This is a genomic window from Pseudomonas neuropathica, from assembly GCF_051174785.1.
GTDB lineage: Bacteria > Pseudomonadota > Gammaproteobacteria > Pseudomonadales > Pseudomonadaceae > Aquipseudomonas > Aquipseudomonas neuropathica_A.
The window spans coordinates 4034653-4052053 of sequence record NZ_CP195111.1 but is presented as its reverse complement, the minus strand read 5'-3'; the positions used below and the strand labels follow the sequence as shown (position 1 = coordinate 4052053).

Genomic DNA, 17401 nt, shown 5'->3' with positions numbered 1-17401 from the left:
TCGGTTACACCATCCCGCCCAGCTTCAACTCACTCTTCAGGTACGCATAATAAATCGGCCCCGCCACCACCCCCGGCAGGCCGAACGCGGCCTCGAACACCAGCATCGCCAGCAGCAACTCCCACGACTTGGCACTGATCTGCCCGCCGACAATGCGCGCGTTGAGAAAGTATTCGAGCTTGTGGATAAAAATCAGATAACCCAGCGCCGCCACGGCCACCCAAATCGACAGTGACAGGCCGACGATGGTGATCAGCGTGTTCGACATCAGATTGCCGATCACCGGCAGCAGGCCGAGCAGGAAGGTCAGCACGATCAGGGTTTTGGTCAGCGGCAATTTGATGCCGAACATCGGCAGGATCACCGCGAGGAAAATCCCGGTGAAGAAGGTATTGAGCAGGGAAATCTTGATCTGCGCGAAAACGATGTTACGAAACGCCTGCACCAGCAGGTGCAAACGGTCGAACAGCGCGGCGGCCAATGGTTTGCGTTTGGTAACGTCGGGGATGCGCTGCAAGGCGATGATTGCGCCGAGCACCATGCCGATCAGCAACGTCACGAACATGTGCGCGGCGTCCTTGCCGACCAGTTGCAGGTCGGACAGGTGTTTGCTCATCCACTCGCCAATCGCCACGCGAAATTCCGCAGCACTGGCCGGCAGATAGGCGTCGATGAACGGCGGCAATTGCCCGCGCGCGCGGTCGACCACGCCCATGAACTTGTCGAGGGAAGCGCCGGGATTTTCCGCTTCGTGCAGAAGAAAACTGATCGCGCCGGCGAAGATCAATGCCAGCACACTCACCACCAGCGTGCCCAGTAACGCTACCGCCAACCAGCGCGCGCGGCGGCCTTCGATCAGCCGTTGCAGCTGCGGGGTGAGCATGTTGACCAGCTCATAGACCAACAAACCGGCCAACAGACTGGGCAGCAAGCGCAGCGGCAGCACCAGCAGCAAACCGCCGAAAATGATGATGCAACTGACCCAGAACACTACATGACGCTCAGAAAACGTTGGCATACAGCCTCAAAACGAACGGCGTAAAAGGATTGGCAGTCTGCCAGCGTTCTGGGGGGAGCACTAGAAATATGCGGTGCTTCAGGTCCCCTCACCCTAGTCCTCTCCCAAAGGGAGAGGGAACCGATCAAGGAATGGCGAAGAAATCCGGTGACCTGCCAGTGCTGTATTGAATCCAGAATCGGCCGGATAGTTCAGGTCGATGGAGATCTGAAATCAGCGCGGTCAGCCCCCTCTTCCCTCCGGGAGAGGGAACCGATTGGGGGATGCTCTGGATACCCGGTGACCTGAAATAGCGCCATGGAATCCATAATCGACCGGTTTTTTCAGGTCGACGAGTTTGTTGAGACACCGCGGTCAGTCCCCTCTCCCTCCGGGAGAGGGTTAGGGTGAGGGCAAATCTGGAGCGGACGCGTCGACCCTGACACTCCACAGAACCGGGTTATTTTTTCTTCAGGCAATCACTCATGAACGCCTTGCGCGCATCGCCGGTCAGCGCCTTGGTTTTCGCGTCGGCGTTGCAGGTGGTCATTTTCTGCTGCTGGGGGGTCAGGGCCTTGGCATCGTTGGCCGCCGGCGCTGCCTTGAGGCAGGTGCTCATGAAGGTTTTACGCTCATCGCCTTTCAGACTCTTGGCGGTCGCATCGGCATTGCAGGTGGTCATTTTGTTCTGTTGCGCCGTGGCGGCGAAACCTTGGGAACACAGGAGCAAACCAATCATCAACAACGGCACACGCAACATCTTCATGGAGTTTTCTCCTTGTCGCCGCACCGATGGGAGCGGCCTCTGCTGGAGTGTAGCCAAATCTTGTTACACCTTCCTGCCTTCCAGATGGCTACGGCGATACTGCTCCGGTGTACACCCGGCCTGCCGGGCGAACATGGCGATAAATGCCGAACCGCTGCTGTAACCGAGGTCGAAGGCAATTTCCTGCACGCTGCGGGTAGTTTCCAGCGCCTCGATCGCGGCGAGATAACGCAGACGTTGGCGCCACTCGCCAAAGCTCATCCCCAGCTCCCGAACGAATTGCCGCGCCAAGGTGCGTTCACTAACGTGCACTTGCAGCGCCCAATGCGCCAGCGGCTGATTGTTGCCCGGCTCGGCCTGCAAGGTTTCGAGGATTGCGAGCAACCCCGGGCTGCTGGCGTAGGGCAGATAACACTCATGCACCGGCGCCTGTTGCAGTTGATCGACCAGAACCTGCGCCAGTCGTTGATCGGCATCGAGCGCAGGAATCTTCACGTCGCGGGCGGCGAAGTCCTTGAGAATCGCTTTGAGGATGTCGCTGATCGCAAGTGTGCAGGCACGCCGGGGCAAATCGGTGCAGACCCTGGGATCAAGACACACCGCGCGATAGTTGACCGGTTGATGGCTGTAGAAACTGTGCTCGACCTGCGGCGGCACCCACACCGCGTACTGCGGCGGCGACATGAAGCGGCTGCCGTCGACATCCATGTGCAGCACGCCGTGAGCGGCGTACTCCAGCGTGCCCCACGGATGACGATGCGGCGCAGCAAATTCATGGGCGTTGAAATCGGCATAACGGAAGTAAACCGCTGACGGCAGTTCGCTGAAATCCAGCAGATCGATATGTTTACTGTTCATGCTGTCCGGTTTCAGGGGCAGGTTGTCCGGTTCGCAGTATAGGCTTGCATCCAGACAGGGGATAATTGCGCTTCATCAATGTAATGGTTTCAACTCATGCAATACGCGTTTCCACTGCTGGCGATTTTTATCTGGGCCGGCAATACCGTGATCAACAAACTGGCGGTCGGGGCGATTTTCCCCGCCGAGATCGGTTTCTACCGCTGGCTCCTCGCCGGTTTGTTGTTCACCCCATTCATGCTCAAAGCGGTGATCGCGCACTGGCCGCAGATTCGCCCGAACCTGGGCAAGATTTTCATCCTCGGCGTACTCGGCATGGCGGTTTATCAAAGCCTCGCCTACTTCGCCGCGACCCTGACTACCGCGACCAACATGGGCATCATCCTGTCGCTGATGCCGTTGATGTCGCTGGCCATGGCGATCATCAGTCTCGGTCAGCGTCTCACCGCTGGTGCGCTGGTCGGTGCGGTGCTGTCATTCGCTGGCGTGCTGGTGGTGGTGTCGTCCGGTAGCCTCGGCGCGTTGCTGCAACACGGGGTGAACATGGGTGATGCGATGATGCTGATCGCCACCCTCGCCTATGCGATCTACAGCACCCTGTTGAAGAAATGGCAGCTGCGCCTGCCGCCATTGGTATTGTTGTATTTGCAGGTGCTGGTGGCGATTGTCGTGCTGTTTCCGCTGTATGCCGCTTCGCCGAAGACCGGTTTGACTCTGCAGAACATTCCGCTGGTGCTGTATGCATGCCTGCTGGCGTCGATGCTCGCGCCGCTGGCGTGGATGCAGGCGGTGCAGCGTCTGGGGCCGAGCCGCACGACGTTGTTCTTTAACCTGCTGCCATTGATTACCGCGCTGATTGCGGCGGTGGTGTTGAAGGAGCAGTTGGCGATGTATCACTTGGTGGGTGGATTACTGACCTTGGGTGGGGTGATTCTTTCCGAGCGTTGGACCACCGTGTTGGGCCGCCCGATCAGCGTTGCCTGACCCGGCCTCTTCGCGAGCAAGCTCGCTCCCACAGGTGTCCGCATTCCTTCTGTTGGAATGCATTCCAATGTGGGAGCGAGCTTGCTCGCGAAGAACGATGACTAGGTCTTGCGATTAAACGCCGGCAGCCTTTAGCCGCGCCGCATGCTCGACAAACAGCCGCACCGGATCCGCGCCCTTGCCGACCAGCCCCAGCGACTGATTGACGATATCGAAGTGGTCCAGCGGATAGTCATCGCCAATCACTGTCCCCAGATGCGAGCTGTAGCGCCCGACCATGCCGTCGCACTGCCCCGGCTCACGCACGAAGGTTTTCGCAAACAAGCGACAGCTGCGATTGGTTCCATCAAACAAATTGCCGCCGCGATCAGTCTTGCCCGGCTGCAACGTCCCCGACCACGAGTAATAGCGCACGCCGTTAACCTCTTCCGGCCCGTGCCCGCCCCACGTCTCGGGCAAGCCCTGTGGATAACGCTGATTGAACAGAGCCACGCCCGCAGTGGTCAGCGATTGGTGCGAGGCATGAATATCCACCGGCAGTTTCGGCCCGTGGTAACCGGTTTCCAGTAACGCCATCAGCCACCCGACAAAACGCAGCAATGCCTCAAGCAGGCGGCCCTTGGCGCTATCCGCCGGATAGTGTTTTTGCAGATAGTCGGCCAGCTCCGAGCCATGATTCGGCCCGGCCACCGATGTCACCGACGCCACCAGGTCTGGCCGTTTCGCCGCCGCATAGCGCGCCGTCAATGAGCCCTGACTGTGGCCGAACAGGTTGACCTTTTGCGCCCCGGTCTCGCGCAGAATCTCATCGATTTGCGCCAGCAATTGCTCGCCACGCACCTCTGTGGAGTTGAGCGGCGACACCTGCACCGCAATCACCGTCGCACCACCACGGCGCAGTGCCTTGATGATGCCGTACCAGTACGGATAGAGCACCAGCCGGATAAACCCGAGCATTCCGGGCACCAGCACCAATGGATAACGCGTCGACATGGGCAAACATCCTTGTGGTCGGTGAGTGGATGCCAGACGTGCAAAACGCCCGCCAAGCATCCTCCCTGATCATGACAACTCAACGACCAGCCTACTTCAGGCCCACCACCCCCGCCACAATCAGCCCTACCGAAACCAGTTTGACCAGCGTCAGGCTCTCACCCAACAGGGCAAAGCCGAGGAACACCGTGCCCAACGAACCAATCGCGGTCCAGATCGGGTAGGCGATGCTCACCGGCAACTCACGCATCGCCAGGGTCAGGAAGTAGATCCCGCCGACCGCCGCAATCACCGTGATCAACGACGGCCACAGTCGGGTGAAGCCCTCGGCGTACTTCATGCCCATGGCGAACGTCACTTCAAACCCGGCGGCGATCAGCAGGAACAGCCAGGCCACCTAGAACTCCCTTGCCAGGTCGAGCAAACGCTGCTCGGCCTCGGCCACCGATACCGCGAAAGTGCGTTCGGCGGATTCTTCGCCCTCGGCCGCGACCACGCTGACGTCATTGATGCCGATGAAACCCAGCGCCGTGCGCAACCATGGATCGGCGTGGTTCAAGGCTTCCAGTTCACCACCCGGACCGAAGCCGAAGCCGCCGCGACTGGTGACGATCAAGGCTTTCTTGCCCTGTAACAAAGGCGTGTACTGGGCGACGCCATTGTCCAGCGTGTGATCGAAGGTCAGACCCAGGCGCACGATCTGATCGACCCAGGCCTTGAGGCCGCTGGGCACGCTGAAGTTGTACATCGGCGTGGAAATCAGCAGCAGGTCGTGCTCGAACAGCTCGCCGACCAGTTGATCGCTCAAGGCCAGATCGGCCTGCATCGACAGTGGGCGTGCTTCAGGCTGTGGATAAAACGCGGCGGCGACAAAGGCTTCATTGACGGCCGGCATCAGCGCTCGCCCGACCTCGCGGCGAGTCACTTGCGCCTGCGGATGACGCACCTGCCAGGCACTGAGAAAATGTTCCGCCAGACGCCGCGAGTGGGAACGGTCGCCACGTGGGCTGGCATGAATCGCAAGAATCTTGCTCATCTGAAACTCCTTGAGACTAGACTTGAGTTGCTGTGTCGCTGCAGATTGCAGGCATCACGCCCAGGCCTCAAATGAGCAAAAATCAGTCGGGATGAATTTGTTTCATCCATGGAGATTTTCAATGTTTGCCTCGCTGCCCCTGACCGCCCTGCGCGCCTTCGAATCCGCTTCACGCTTGCTCAGTTTCAAGGCCGCCGCCGAAGAGCTGTCAGTCACGCCCACAGCGATTTCGCACCAGATCCGTTCGCTGGAAGACTGGCTCGGCCTCGCGCTGTTCGAACGTCTGCCGCGCCAGGTACGCCTGACCGAGGGCGGCGAACGCCTGTTTCGCAGCCTGCACGGCGCACTGCTGGAGGTGGCGCAAAGCGTCGACACCCTGCGCCCGCAGCGCAACGCCAGCACGCTGACGCTATCGACCACCGCCGCATTCGCAGCGCTGTGGCTGGTGCCGCGCCTCGGGCGCTTTTATGCGCAGCATCCGAACATCAACGTGCGCCTCGACACCCACTGCGAAGTCATCGATCTGCACCAGGACGCCAGCGTCGATCTGGTCTTGCGCTACAGCCTCGACGACTACCCGAATCTGTACGGTCTGTGCCTGTTCGATGAGTCGTTCGGCGTTTACGGCTCGCCCGAGCAAGTGGCGCTGGCCGCGCGGCGCACACCAACGTTGATCAGCGTGCGCTGGCACAACTCGAAACTGTATGCCCATGGCTGGGAAGCGTGGTGCGCCAAGGCCGAGGAAAACTGGCTGAAGCAGCAACCGGCGATCCGTGAATACGATGAAGAACATTACGCCCTGCAAGCGGCAATCGCCGGGCAAGGGCTGGTGCTGGCGAGCAATATTCTGGTGTCGGAGAGTGTCGCCAGCGGTTTGCTGCTGCCGTACAAAGGCGAGGTTCAGGTCGAGGGTGCAGGCTACAGCGCGTTGTGTGTGCCGGGGCGCGAGCGGCACCCGCCGGTGCGGGCTTTTTTTGCCTGGCTGCGCGAGGAAGCAGTTTTGTCCGGGCTGGCGCCAAGATCGCAGCCTTCGGCAGCTCCTGCAGGGGTTGCGTAAACCGATAAAACTTTTTGCAACGCTCATGACTCACAGCTTAGGTAGCGACCGCGTCCGCAGAACGTGGCGACAATCGGATTAGCCTCCAGGAGATCGAAATGAGCGACGACCTGCATCTGTCAGATGTTCAAACCTTGCGCGACCGTGCGCGCCAACACGTCGAGAACGGCGCCGTCACCGAAGGCTACAGCGCCGACCGTGAAGAGGTGCTGCGCTTGCTCAATGAATCGCTGGCCACCGAGCTGGTCTGCGTGCTGCGCTACAAGCGCCACTACTTCATGGCCAATGGCGTGAAAGCCCATGTGGCCGCCGAAGAGTTTCTCGAACACGCCACCCAGGAAGCCCAGCACGCCGACCGTCTGGCCGAGCGCATCGTGCAATTGGGCGGCGAACCCGAGTTCAACCCCGACATGCTGTCGAAGATGTCCCACGCGCAATACGTGGCCGGCAACACCCTCAAAGAGATGGTCTACGAAGACCTCGTTGCCGAGCGGATCGCCATCGACAGCTATCGCGAAATCATCCAGTACATCGGTGAGAAAGACCCCACTACGCGGCGTATCTTCGAAGATATCCTGGCGCAGGAAGAAGAGCACGCCGATGACATGGCTGACATCCTGAACGACCTGTAACCTTTCAAAACCGCCTTCGCGAGCAGGCTCGCTCCCACATTGGAATGCATTTCAAATGTGGGAGCGAGCCTGCTCGCGAAGGAGCCCTTACGGGCACCGACTATTTGGTAGGTTTAACGGTAACAGGCGCCTTGCCCGCCTTCATCTGCTCAAGCAACGGCGCACACTGATTCGGCTCACCACCACTCGGCGCCACCAGCGCCAACAGCCCCGCCGCCGGCGCCGCGATCACGCCCAACGCCACCATTCCCGCGCCACGCAACATCAGCGGCACTGCCTTCACGCCCGCATCCGGCTTGATGAACTTGCCACGCACATACAGCGGTGAACGCAGGGAAATCAAACGCCAGCCCTTGGATTCCGGTGTCACGGTCAGATCCAGCTGCTCGGTGGCCATGTTCGCCGTGCCGTCGATATAGATGATCGCGTTCTCGGTATCGAAGACAAACAACTGCGTGGTGGCCAGACCGCTCTTGATGTCAAAGTCGGCCGCTGCGCAGTTGATCTTCACTTCCTTGTCGCCAAAGATCTTGCCGACCACATAGTTGCCGACGTTGAGCCCGGCCAGTTCCATCAGCTCACGGCTGATCGCGCCGTCGTTGATCAGCATCTTCAATTTGCCGTTGGCCCCGCCCAGCAGCTTGGCCACCGAGTTGCCGCGCCCAGTGATATCGGCGTCGCCATTGAGCTCACCGAAACTGGTCTTCATCGGTTCAAAGGTCGGGAACAACTCCTTGAGCTTGAAGCGGCGTGCGGTCAGTTTCGCCCGGCCTTCCAGCGGCTCGGTGCGACCGTTGAGGCGAATCTGTGCATCGAGATTGCCGCCGGCCACACCGAAGCGCAGTGGCTCCAGGCTCAGTTCGCCGTCGTTGAGTTTCAAGTGGGTATAGAGGTCGTTGAACGGCAGTTTCTCGCTGTGGACGATGCGCTTGCCGGTGAACTCGACGTCGGCGTCCATTGCGCGCCAGCGATCAGTCTTGAACTCTTCCACCGGCAGCACTTTATCGGCCGGCTGTTTGCTCTCGCCGCCGCGCGCCTTTTGCTTGTCATTGGAATCGGCGCCGATCAGCGGTGCGAGGTCAGCGAACAACAGTTGATTGGAGAGCAACGCGCCGCTGAGTTTCGGCCGTGGCTGGCTGGCGACGTAGGTCAGGTCGCCATGAATATCACTGCTGCCGATCTTGCCGTTGAACTGTTCATAAGTGAATTTCGCCCCGGCGTCGTCATGCAGCTTGGCGATCAAATGTCCGTCGGTGGCGTATGGCGGCGTGTCCGGCAGGGTCACGCCAGTCAGCGGGTAAAGGTTGCCGAGGCTGGCGCCGGCCAGTTTCAGGCGCAGATCCAGCGCGCCGAGATTGAGCGGGTCGGTCAGCGTGCCGGCCAGTTCGATGCTGGTGTCGCCGATCTTCGCCTGCGCCTGCAACGGAAAGGGTTTGCTCGCGTCCTGCAAGGCAAGCAGACCGCCGATCTTGCCTTGGCCGGTGAGGTTCTGGCCGTGGTATTGGCCTTTGACCTTCAAGGCAAATGCATAATCCTGCGGCGCACCGCCCTTGTCCTGGGCGGTTTTCGCCGCTTTCGCACCAACGATATCGCTGTAGGAAATCGGCTTGCCCAACGGATCGATCAGCACATCAAGACTGGTTTTGAGCGTCTGGTCGTCGAGGGTGACGTGGCCCTTGTCGAAACCAATGGCGCCGATGTCAACCACCCAGTTCGACGGTTCAGCGTTCGGATCTTTCGGGTCGAACTTGAACGTCCAGTTGGCGCGGCCGTCGGCCAGGCGCTGCAACTCGGCGTTCGGTTCGGTCAGGTCGATACGCGGAATCACCACCCGTTGCGCCAACAACGCCAGCGGCGAGATGCGCAGTTCGACGCGCTTGAGCGTGACCATCTGCGGTTGCTTCGACCAGTCCGGGTTGCCCAGGCTCAAATCCTCAGCGACCACATGCGGCCACGGCACCCACGCGCGCCAGCCGCCCTCGTCCGGCTCGCGCTGCCAGATCACCGCGAGGTTGCCGTTAATGGCAAACGGTCGGTGCAGTTCTTCCGAGACTTTGGCGTTGAGCGGCGGTTTGATCCGGTTCCAGTCGAAGAACACGATGATCAACACCAGCACGGCCAGTAGCAGCACGAGGATGGCGAAGGTCCAGCTGAAGATTTTTCCAGTGCGCGTCATGCACAAAGCTCCTGATCACGACCGCACGCAAAGACTGCGGCGTACGGCTGAAACGGCGGGCCAAAGCGGCCCTCATGAAATCTACGACTGGCAAACCAGCCGCAGGTTTAATCGAAAGGTCGATTAGGGCGCAAAAAGTCTCGCGAAATCTGACCGATCAGTCGAACAGTGTTACCGCGACCCGCACTTTTGCGAGGCGCGAGTGAGTCGGAAATACCCACCCCGGTGCAAAACCGTCGCCCGGAAAGCCCCGGTCTAGAGCCTCTCGGCAGAACAATCAATTCTGTTGATTATTACCATTGCGTTTATGAACTTTTATATCGACTTATCGAGAGTAGCATTGCCTTCGTACCCACTTTATCGCCCTCCCAAGGAGCAACCCATCATGAAACGCCAATTACTGCTCAGCCTTACCCTGTCGATGCTAGCCAGCACTGCTTTCGCCCTGCCCGCTGCCGACCAAGCTACTCCGCAAGTGAAATCCAGCCACTCGGTGTTCAGCCAGACCGTAGCCGCTGATGGTTCCGACCGTACACCACAAGGCCAGACCCTGGCTGAAGGCGGCCGTGATCGCCTGGAAGAGAAAGGTCTGGTTCAGGACGGCTACGACAAGACTCCACAAGGTCAGACTCTGGCTTCCGACGGTAGCGAGCGCACTCCACAAGGCCAGACCCTGGCATCTGACGGCACCGAACGCACTCCACAAGGCCAGACCCTGGCATCTGACGGTACCGAGCGCACCCCACAAGGCCAGACTCTGGCTGACGACGGCTTCGACAAGACTCCACTGGGTCAAGCACTCGCCGAAGGTGGTGGTGACCGTGTGATCGAACGCAACAGCAAATTGAGCTAAGCGCATGGCGGCCTCGAAAAAAAGCCCAATCCCCGGATTGGGCTTTTGACTTTTCTGGCCCGATAAAATCTTCGCTGCATGCCCTCCCGTTCGACGCCGACAAAGCCGATTTGCTAGAGTGCGGCGCTTGTCCTGCCAAAGAACACCTCCTGCGATGCTGCCCCGCGCCGAACAGAAACAACAGACCCGCAACGCCTTGATGGACGCTGCCCGCCACCTCATGGAAAGCGGCCGAGGATTCGGCAGCCTGAGCCTGCGCGAAGTGACGAAAACTGCCGGGATAGTGCCCACCGGTTTCTACCGGCATTTTGCCGATATGGACGAGCTGGGCCTGGTGCTGGTCAGTGAAGTCGGCCAGACCTTCCGCGAAACCATCCGCTTGGTACGGCACAACGAATTCGTCATGGGCGGCATCATCGATGCTTCGGTGCGGATCTTCCTCGACGTGGTCAGCGCCAATCGCTCGCAATTCCTGTTTCTCGCCCGTGAGCAGTACGGCGGTTCGCTACCGGTGCGTCAGGCAATCGGTCGGTTGCGCGAGAACATCAGCTCGGACCTCGCTGCTGACCTGACGATGATGCCCAAACTGCAGCATCTGGATGCCGATGGCCTGAGCGTAATGGCCGACCTGATCGTCAAATCGGTGTTTGCCACCCTTCCCGACATCATCGACCCGCCCGCCGAAGCGCTGCCGGAGCATCTGACGCCACAGGCGAAGATCACCCAGCAACTGCGCTTTATCTTTATCGGGCTCAAGCATTGGCAAGGCTTGGGCAGTACCGAATAACCTTCCTTTATTTCAGCCCAGACCAAATCCCCTGTGGGAGCGACGGTGCGACGATTCGACTTGCTCGCGAAGGCGTCGTGTCAGCCAACTTCTAATCACTGACCCACCTCTTTCGCGAGCAAGTCGAATCGTCGCACCGTCGCTCCCACATTTGGTTCGGCGCATCAGCCTCCATTTGGTGCATTAAAAAATCTTCACGCACCAAAACCTTCCATATTCCCGCAACATCTTGAAACATCCACTACGCTCCGACAGGGATTTCCTACATCTCGTCCGATTGGCAAGGCCCTTGCTCTAGCCAGAGTATTGTCCATAGCTGGAAGCTTTCCGATGCTGGTGATTCACCGCAGAATCGACCCTCAACCCGTCTGGGCCGCCGAGTTGCACCTGACCTTCGAAGCACGGAGCAAAAGCCGTTTGCGCTGTTTCAGTGCCGAGGGCGAAGACGTCGGGTTGTTTTTGGAGCGCGGTCAGCCGCCGCTGTATGACGGCGAATGCCTGCAAGCAGAAGACGGGCGTCTCGTCCGCGTCTGCGCCCGCCCCGAGCAACTGTTGCACGTCACCTGCGCCAATGCATTCGAATTGACCCGCGCGGCTTATCACCTGGGTAACCGCCACGTCGCCTTGCAGGTTGGCGATGGCTGGCTGCGCCTGCTCGATGATTACGTGCTCAAAGCCATGCTGGAGCAGCTTGGCGCGCAGGTCGAAGCGATCGAAGCGCCATTCCAGCCCGAGCACGGCGCTTATGGCGGCGGCCATCACCATTCACGCCACGGCGACGAAGACTTCAATTACGCGCCGAAACTCCATCAGTTCGGCGTACGCCTGTGAATCCGGCCTGGGCGCTGCTGCGCCTGGCCAGTCCGCAATTGCCGATTGGCGGCTACAGCTATTCGCAAGGTCTGGAAATGGCTGTGGATAACGGTCGCGTGAACAACCCGGACAGTGCCCGGCGCTGGATCAGCGATCAGTTGCTGCTCAACCTCGCTCGCTTCGAAGCGCCGCTATTGCTCGCGCATTGCCAGGCAGCGGCGGATGAACAGTGGGCTGAATTGCAGATCCTTTGCGAAAGCCATCGCGCCAGTCGCGAGACTCGCGAGTTACATCTGGAGAGCCGGCAGATGGGCTATTCGTTGCAGCAACTGCTCAATGGCTTGCCAGAACTCGACGCATCCGCCCGCAGCGTTCTCGATCAATGCACTGAACCACATCTGGCCCTGTGCTGGGCGCTGGCCGCGCGCGCTTGGGGTATCAACCCGCAGGACGCGCTCGCCGCGTGGTTGTGGAGCTGGCTGGAAAACCAGCTCGCCGTGTTGATGAAAACTCTGCCGCTGGGTCAGCAAGCCGCGCAACGCCTGACCAGCGAACTGCTGCCGCTGCTGCAACAAGCGCAGCAGGACGCCAGCCGCATCAATCCCGAACACATGGGCAGCGCCGCGTTTGGTCTGTCCCTGGCGTGCATGGCCCACGAGCGCCAGTACAGCCGACTCTTCCGTTCTTAGGAGAAACACTCGATGAACACACAACCTCTGCGCGTCGGCATCGGCGGCCCGGTCGGTTCCGGCAAAACCGCGTTGACCCTGGCCCTGTGCCTGGCCCTGCGCGAGCGCTACAACCTTGCCGTGGTCACCAACGACATCTACACCCGTGAAGACGCCGATTTCCTCGTGCGCAACGAAGCCCTCGCACCGGAGCGGATCATCGGCGTGGAAACCGGCGGCTGCCCGCATACGGCGATCCGCGAAGACGCCTCGATCAACCTGGAAGCGGTCGATCAACTGAACCGCCGTTTTCCGGGGCTGGATCTGATTCTGGTGGAATCCGGCGGCGACAACCTGTCGGCGACTTTCAGCCCGGAGCTGTCCGACCTGACCATCTACGTGATCGACGTTTCGGCCGGCGACAAGCTGCCGCGCAAGGGCGGGCCGGGTATCTGCAAATCCGATCTGCTGGTGATCAACAAGATCGACCTGGCGCCGCTGGTGGGTGCCTCGCTGGAAATGATGGACAGCGACACCAAACGCATGCGCAACGGCAAGCCGTTCGTCTTCAGCAACCAGAAGACCGGTCAAGGCCTTGAGCAAATCATCGCCTTCATCGAACGCCAGGGCCTGCTGACCGCAGCCTGATTCAATTATCAACAAGGAAGCTTGTTCATGACACTCAAACGTATTCTTGGCGCTGTGGCGCTGCTGCTGACTCCGGCATTGGCCTTCGCACACCCGGGGCATGGCGACAGTGGCTTGATCGCCGGTATCAGCCACCCGATTGGCGGTCTCGACCATTTGCTGGCGATGGTGGCTGTTGGCTTATGGGCCGCGCAGCAGCAAGGCGCGGCGCGTTGGGCACTGCCGTGCACGTTTGTCGGCACCATGCTGATTGGCGGCATGCTCGGGTTTGAAGGGCTGGAATTGCCGGCGCTGGAAAGCGGGATTGCCGCGTCGGTGTTGGCGCTGGGGCTCGCGGTGGCATTGGCGGTGCGTCCACCGTTGGTGATGGCGGTGGTGGCGACGGCGGTGTTTGCGCTGTTCCACGGTGTGGCGCATGGCTTGGAGCTGCCGGACATGAGTAGCCCTTGGGCGTATGCGGCTGGTTTTGTCGCCGCGACAGCTGCATTGCATGCGGCGGGTTATGGCGTGGTGCGTTTTCTGCCTCAGGCAGCGGCGCCGCTGGTACGCCTGGCGGGCGCGGCTTCGGCGGCGACTGGAGTTTGGTTGCTCGCAGGCTAGTTTTTAGTGTCTGAACTGGCCCCTTCGCGAGCAAGCTCGCTCCCACATTGGATTTGTGGCATACACAAAACCTGTGGGAGCGAGCTTGCTCGCGAAGGCGGCCGATCAGACGCCGCATCTCTGATGCCGGTCTCTCTGCTACCATGTCGCGCAATCGCCCCAGCCCGTGACGACGTCCGCCCATGCCCCACGCTTCCCGCTCCACCGCCCTGCCCGAATTGACCGCCCTGTTCGATGATGTGCAACAGCACTTCGTCAACGTGATCGTGCCGCTCTGGCAAGGCCCGGGCTGGAACGCCGACATGGCGTTGCCCTATGAGGCGCTGGACGCCACGCACCAACCTCTGCCACCGCAGCGCTACCGGGCGATGGCCTGCGCGCGGCAGCTGTATCTGTTTTCCAGTCTGATCGGAGTTGTGGATAACGCTGACGTACGCGCGGCAGCGCTGTTTCGCTCCTTGCAACGGCACTTTCACGATGCCGAGCATGGCGGCTGGTTCTACAGCATCGATGCACAGGGCAAACCGCTGGATCAACGCAAGGACCTCTACACCCACGCCTTTATTCTGTTTGCCTGTGCGCATTACTGGGGAAAGTCTCGCGATCCGTTGGTTGAGTCGACGTTGAATGCAGCGCTGGAAATCATTGGCCGGCGCTTCGCGACCGGCGATGGTTTGTACGAAGCCTGCCTGGAACGCGACTGGATCACTCTGCAAACCGGTCCGCTGCAGAATCCGTTGATGCATCTGGCCGAAGCGTTTCTCGCCACCCTGGCGGTTCGCGAAGATGCCCAGACGCAGCAAGCATTGCTGGAGTTATGCACAGCCATGCACAAGCAGTTCGTCGATCCGCAATATGGCGTGTTGATGGAGAAGCCGCTCGGCGCTGTGGATAACTGGTATGAGCCGGGGCATCAGTTCGAATGGTATTTCCTGCTCGAATCGTCAGCGTTGCTGCGGGGTTCGAAACTGCATGCGGCGCTGGATCGGGCATTTGCCTTCACCGAGCAATACGGTGTGGTGCAGTCATCCGGCGCGGTGCGGGCGATGCTCGATCTGGAAATGGACGGTCGCCCGCGAGACTCGACTCAGCGGATCTGGGCTCAGGCGGAATATCTGCGCGCGCTGACGTTGCGTCAGGGCAGCGAAGCAGTGGTGCTGCGCCAGTTGCAGGCGTTGCAGCAGCGGTTTCTGCATGCCGGTGGCTGGCATGAGTGCCGGGATGAGTTGGGCGAGGTTAGCCGTAAGGACATGCCTTCGACTACGCCTTATCACTTGGCGACTTGTTACCACGGTCTGGCTGAATATTTGCGCTGACTTATAGATCCCTTTCGCGAGCAAGCTCGCTCCCACAGTTGATTTGTGCAGTTCACAAATGGTGTGTTCAGCGCAATTCCAATGTGGGAGCGAGCTTGCTCGCGATTAGCCGTTATGCGGTCGCTAGGCGATCCACTTCTTGTCCCCGGTAAAGCTGATCGTCAACCAGCGCGCCGCATCCGGCTTGCCCAGCTTCGCCGAAATCTCTTCGCGTAACGCATCCAGCTGTCCGACATTGTTCAGCGCATAATCCGTCGGCAACACCACATGAATCTCGATAAACCGTGCCCGCCCGTGCTTCTGCACGTACGACACGTAATCGTCGAAACCATGCTCGGTTTTCGCCGCCTCCATCACCTGACGCACCTGATCATCCAGTGTGTCCGGCGCGATCCCCAGCACATCGCGTAAGGCCGGCCCAAGGATCTTGAACGCCGGCGGCAACATGGTCAGCGCCAGTACGATCAGGATCAACGGGTCGACATACACCGCCCACTGGCCATAGCCCTGAGACTTGAGCAGCAGCGCCGCAAGGAAACTGATCAACAGGCCCACGGACAGCATCGCATCCACCAGCCAACTGATGTTGTCGAACTGGATCAGGCTGGATTTGAGCTTACGATTGCGCTGGCGTACGTAGAAGAAGTAGGCGAATTCGACCACGGTAAACACCGCGGCATAAATGATCACCAGCCCCAACTCGATGTCGCGGCCACCGTTGATGATGCCGAACACGCCGTTGAGAAACGCGTAGATCGCGATCAGCATCAGGAAACTGCCTTCGATCAGCAGCACCATCGGCTCCAGGTGCCAGAAACCGAACTGGAAGCGGTGATTGCTTTGCTTGGCGATCAGCTTGGCAGTGATCAGCATCAGGACTTTGATGAAGGTTGCGATCAGCGAGAAAAAACCATCGAACAGGATGGATTGCGAACCTGAAACAAAACCGGTGACGATCCCGGCAATCGCCACGGCAAACATCAGAATGGTCGATTGTTTGAGCAGTGCCTGCTCACCTCGGTTACTCACTTTGACTCCTCGAAAAACCTTGAAAACCGCGGGGTGCGGTTGGGTTGTTGCGAGGGGAGTTTACCTTATCGGGATTTATTGCCTGTGACGGCCCCTTCGCGAGCAAGCTCGCTCCCACATTTGATCGCGGTCTCATGTGGGAGCGAGCTTGCTCGCGAAGAACGATGACGCGGTGTCAGGCCTTATTACGCTCAATCGCAAAACCCGCCCAGGTCTGGCTCACCGGCATCAACTCGAGGCTATTGATGTTGATGTGCGCCGGCGCATTCATCACCCAGAAAATCGTCTCGGCGATGTCCTGCGGCTGGATCGGCTCGGCACCGGCGTAAGTCGCGTTGTAACGTTCCTGATCGCCAGCAAAACGCACCAGCGAAAACTCGCTCTCACACAGCCCAGGCTCAATGTTGCTGACCCGCACGCCGGTGCCCTGCAAGTCGCAGCGCAGGTTCAGCGAGAACTGTTTAACGAACGCCTTGGTCGCGCCATACACATGGCTGCCCGGATACGGATAGTTGCCGGCGATAGAGCCGAGGTTGACGATGCCGGCGCCACGACCATGGGCGATCAGGCGTGGCAGCAGCAAGCGGGTGGCGTACATCAGGCCTTTGACGTTGGTGTCGACCATGGTGTCCCAATCATCCAGATCGCACTTCGGCGCCGGGTCCACGCCCAGTGCCAGACCTGCGTTGTTGATCAGGCCTCGCAGCTTGGCGAAGGACGGCGGCAAGTTGGCAATCGCCTCTTCCATCGCCTTGCGATCACGCACATCGAGCACCAGGCCATGCACTTCGGTCTGCTTCGACAACTCCGCACACAAAGCGCTCAGGCGTTCTTCACGACGGCCGGTCAGCACCAGTTTCCAGCCAGCCTCGGCAAAACGGCGGGCGCAGGCTTCACCAAATCCGGACGTCGCGCCGGTGATAAACAGGGTGTTGGACATCGTGTTCTCCTTGCTTCGGCCGCCGGGGCAGCCCTTGGAATAGAAAATCAGCAGGCAGCATGCCCGGCCCTGCACGCACGGGCAACACCCACAAGCGGTACAAAAAACAACCAACTCTGTCGACGCCATAGCCACCGTGGCCTGTAGCCATGTGCACGCATGTTATCCACAGTCCCTTCCACAGTTTTCGGGGGCAACTGCAAACGCGCAAAGCCGCGCCACACAAGGCTTTGCGGGCGAAATAGAAA

General features: G+C 59.9%; 19 protein-coding genes. 10 read left to right on the top strand and 9 right to left on the bottom strand.

All coding sequences use genetic code 11. The features are described from left to right. Window positions 1-4 precede the first annotated feature (4 nt). The 3 genes from ACRRSD_RS18315 to ACRRSD_RS18305 form a co-directional block, all read right to left on the bottom strand. On the bottom strand, window positions 5-1018 hold the full coding sequence (locus tag ACRRSD_RS18315) for an AI-2E family transporter (protein ID WP_368966162.1): 1014 nt from the start codon (window positions 1016-1018) through the stop codon (window positions 5-7). Between the two features lie 439 nt (window positions 1019-1457). Continuing rightward, a complete protein-coding gene (locus ACRRSD_RS18310; RefSeq protein WP_064388692.1) occupies window positions 1458-1763 on the bottom strand; it encodes a PsiF family protein in 306 nt (101 codons plus the stop codon). A gap of 63 nt (window positions 1764-1826) precedes the next feature. Next, window positions 1827-2621 carry an AraC family transcriptional regulator gene (locus ACRRSD_RS18305; protein ID WP_435034545.1) on the bottom strand — a complete coding sequence of 265 codons (795 nt, stop codon included), beginning with the start codon at window positions 2619-2621 and terminating at the stop codon, window positions 1827-1829. Window positions 2622-2717: 96 nt separating this feature from the next. Between ACRRSD_RS18305 and ACRRSD_RS18300 the strand changes: the two genes are divergently transcribed. Further along, window positions 2718-3605 (top strand): DMT family transporter, encoded by an 888-nt coding sequence (locus ACRRSD_RS18300; RefSeq protein WP_435034543.1) that lies wholly within the window; start codon window positions 2718-2720, stop codon window positions 3603-3605. Window positions 3606-3719: 114 nt separating this feature from the next. Here ACRRSD_RS18300 and ACRRSD_RS18295 read toward each other — a convergent pair whose 3' ends face one another. The 3 genes from ACRRSD_RS18295 to ACRRSD_RS18285 form a co-directional block, all read right to left on the bottom strand. After that, a complete protein-coding gene (locus ACRRSD_RS18295; RefSeq protein ID WP_435034542.1) occupies window positions 3720-4598 on the bottom strand; it encodes an alpha/beta fold hydrolase in 879 nt (292 codons plus the stop codon). 91 nt (window positions 4599-4689) lie between these two features. Beyond that, window positions 4690-4995, bottom strand: a complete 306-nt coding sequence (locus ACRRSD_RS18290; protein ID WP_007915923.1) for a DMT family transporter — start codon at window positions 4993-4995, stop codon at window positions 4690-4692. After that, on the bottom strand, window positions 4996-5634 hold the full coding sequence (locus ACRRSD_RS18285) for an FMN-dependent NADH-azoreductase (RefSeq protein WP_435034540.1): 639 nt from the start codon (window positions 5632-5634) through the stop codon (window positions 4996-4998). Between the two features lie 121 nt (window positions 5635-5755). On the opposite strand from ACRRSD_RS18285, the gene ACRRSD_RS18280 reads away from it, so the two are divergent. Together ACRRSD_RS18280 and ACRRSD_RS18275 are read left to right on the top strand one after the other, a co-directional pair. Further along, window positions 5756-6691, top strand: a complete 936-nt coding sequence (locus ACRRSD_RS18280) for a LysR substrate-binding domain-containing protein (RefSeq protein WP_435034539.1) — start codon at window positions 5756-5758, stop codon at window positions 6689-6691. Window positions 6692-6789: 98 nt separating this feature from the next. Next, window positions 6790-7323, top strand: coding sequence for a ferritin-like domain-containing protein (locus ACRRSD_RS18275; RefSeq protein WP_122606555.1), 534 nt, complete (start codon window positions 6790-6792; stop codon window positions 7321-7323). 100 nt (window positions 7324-7423) lie between these two features. Here the strand turns inward: ACRRSD_RS18275 and ACRRSD_RS18270 are convergent, their stop codons facing one another. Then, window positions 7424-9499 (bottom strand): AsmA family protein, encoded by a 2076-nt coding sequence (locus ACRRSD_RS18270; RefSeq protein WP_435034538.1) that lies wholly within the window; start codon window positions 9497-9499, stop codon window positions 7424-7426. 385 nt (window positions 9500-9884) lie between these two features. Here ACRRSD_RS18270 and ACRRSD_RS18265 point away from each other — a divergent pair, with 385 nt between their 5' ends. From ACRRSD_RS18265 to ACRRSD_RS18235, 7 genes are all read left to right on the top strand, one after another. Further along, the gene (locus ACRRSD_RS18265; protein WP_435034537.1) at window positions 9885-10352 is read left to right on the top strand and encodes a hypothetical protein; all 468 of its coding nucleotides are present in this window, start codon (window positions 9885-9887) and stop codon (window positions 10350-10352) included. A 154-nt stretch (window positions 10353-10506) separates the two neighbouring features. Next, the gene (locus tag ACRRSD_RS18260) at window positions 10507-11139 is read left to right on the top strand and encodes a TetR family transcriptional regulator (protein ID WP_150651744.1); all 633 of its coding nucleotides are present in this window, start codon (window positions 10507-10509) and stop codon (window positions 11137-11139) included. 330 nt (window positions 11140-11469) lie between these two features. Beyond that, window positions 11470-11970 carry an urease accessory protein UreE gene (gene ureE, locus ACRRSD_RS18255; RefSeq protein ID WP_435034536.1) on the top strand — a complete coding sequence of 167 codons (501 nt, stop codon included), beginning with the start codon at window positions 11470-11472 and terminating at the stop codon, window positions 11968-11970. Next, a complete protein-coding gene (locus ACRRSD_RS18250) occupies window positions 11967-12641 on the top strand; it encodes an urease accessory protein UreF (RefSeq protein ID WP_435034535.1) in 675 nt (224 codons plus the stop codon). The genes ureE and ACRRSD_RS18250 overlap by 4 nt, the downstream gene beginning before the upstream one ends. A 12-nt stretch (window positions 12642-12653) precedes the next feature. After that, on the top strand, window positions 12654-13268 hold the full coding sequence (gene ureG, locus ACRRSD_RS18245) for an urease accessory protein UreG (RefSeq protein WP_007915910.1): 615 nt from the start codon (window positions 12654-12656) through the stop codon (window positions 13266-13268). A 27-nt stretch (window positions 13269-13295) separates the two neighbouring features. Further along, a complete protein-coding gene (locus ACRRSD_RS18240) occupies window positions 13296-13868 on the top strand; it encodes a HupE/UreJ family protein (protein WP_435034534.1) in 573 nt (190 codons plus the stop codon). Between the two features lie 182 nt (window positions 13869-14050). Continuing rightward, a complete protein-coding gene (locus ACRRSD_RS18235) occupies window positions 14051-15184 on the top strand; it encodes an AGE family epimerase/isomerase (RefSeq protein ID WP_435034533.1) in 1134 nt (377 codons plus the stop codon). 123 nt (window positions 15185-15307) lie between these two features. On the opposite strand, the gene ACRRSD_RS18230 is transcribed toward ACRRSD_RS18235, so the two are convergent. Both ACRRSD_RS18230 and ACRRSD_RS18225 read right to left on the bottom strand, forming a co-directional pair. After that, window positions 15308-16213: a cation diffusion facilitator family transporter gene (locus tag ACRRSD_RS18230; RefSeq protein WP_435034532.1), complete on the bottom strand. Its 906-nt coding sequence runs from the start codon at window positions 16211-16213 to the stop codon at window positions 15308-15310. Between the two features lie 175 nt (window positions 16214-16388). Next, window positions 16389-17153: an SDR family oxidoreductase gene (locus ACRRSD_RS18225; protein WP_122599291.1), complete on the bottom strand. Its 765-nt coding sequence runs from the start codon at window positions 17151-17153 to the stop codon at window positions 16389-16391. Window positions 17154-17401 lie beyond the last annotated feature (248 nt).

Coding starts and splice junctions, on each gene's coding strand:
- ACRRSD_RS18315 (WP_368966162.1), bottom strand. CDS start 1,018: ATGCCAACGTTTTCTGAGCGTCATGTAGTGTTCTGGGTCAGTTGCATC.
- ACRRSD_RS18310 (WP_064388692.1), bottom strand. CDS start 1,763: ATGAAGATGTTGCGTGTGCCGTTGTTGATGATTGGTTTGCTCCTGTGT.
- ACRRSD_RS18305 (WP_435034545.1), bottom strand. CDS start 2,621: ATGAACAGTAAACATATCGATCTGCTGGATTTCAGCGAACTGCCGTCA.
- ACRRSD_RS18300 (WP_435034543.1), top strand. CDS start 2,718: ATGCAATACGCGTTTCCACTGCTGGCGATTTTTATCTGGGCCGGCAAT.
- ACRRSD_RS18295 (WP_435034542.1), bottom strand. CDS start 4,598: ATGTCGACGCGTTATCCATTGGTGCTGGTGCCCGGAATGCTCGGGTTT.
- ACRRSD_RS18285 (WP_435034540.1), bottom strand. CDS start 5,634: ATGAGCAAGATTCTTGCGATTCATGCCAGCCCACGTGGCGACCGTTCC.
- ACRRSD_RS18280 (WP_435034539.1), top strand. CDS start 5,756: ATGTTTGCCTCGCTGCCCCTGACCGCCCTGCGCGCCTTCGAATCCGCT.
- ACRRSD_RS18275 (WP_122606555.1), top strand. CDS start 6,790: ATGAGCGACGACCTGCATCTGTCAGATGTTCAAACCTTGCGCGACCGT.
- ACRRSD_RS18270 (WP_435034538.1), bottom strand. CDS start 9,499: ATGACGCGCACTGGAAAAATCTTCAGCTGGACCTTCGCCATCCTCGTG.
- ACRRSD_RS18265 (WP_435034537.1), top strand. CDS start 9,885: ATGAAACGCCAATTACTGCTCAGCCTTACCCTGTCGATGCTAGCCAGC.
- ACRRSD_RS18260 (WP_150651744.1), top strand. CDS start 10,507: ATGCTGCCCCGCGCCGAACAGAAACAACAGACCCGCAACGCCTTGATG.
- ureE (WP_435034536.1), top strand. CDS start 11,470: ATGCTGGTGATTCACCGCAGAATCGACCCTCAACCCGTCTGGGCCGCC.
- ureG (WP_007915910.1), top strand. CDS start 12,654: ATGAACACACAACCTCTGCGCGTCGGCATCGGCGGCCCGGTCGGTTCC.
- ACRRSD_RS18240 (WP_435034534.1), top strand. CDS start 13,296: ATGACACTCAAACGTATTCTTGGCGCTGTGGCGCTGCTGCTGACTCCG.
- ACRRSD_RS18235 (WP_435034533.1), top strand. CDS start 14,051: ATGCCCCACGCTTCCCGCTCCACCGCCCTGCCCGAATTGACCGCCCTG.
- ACRRSD_RS18225 (WP_122599291.1), bottom strand. CDS start 17,153: ATGTCCAACACCCTGTTTATCACCGGCGCGACGTCCGGATTTGGTGAA.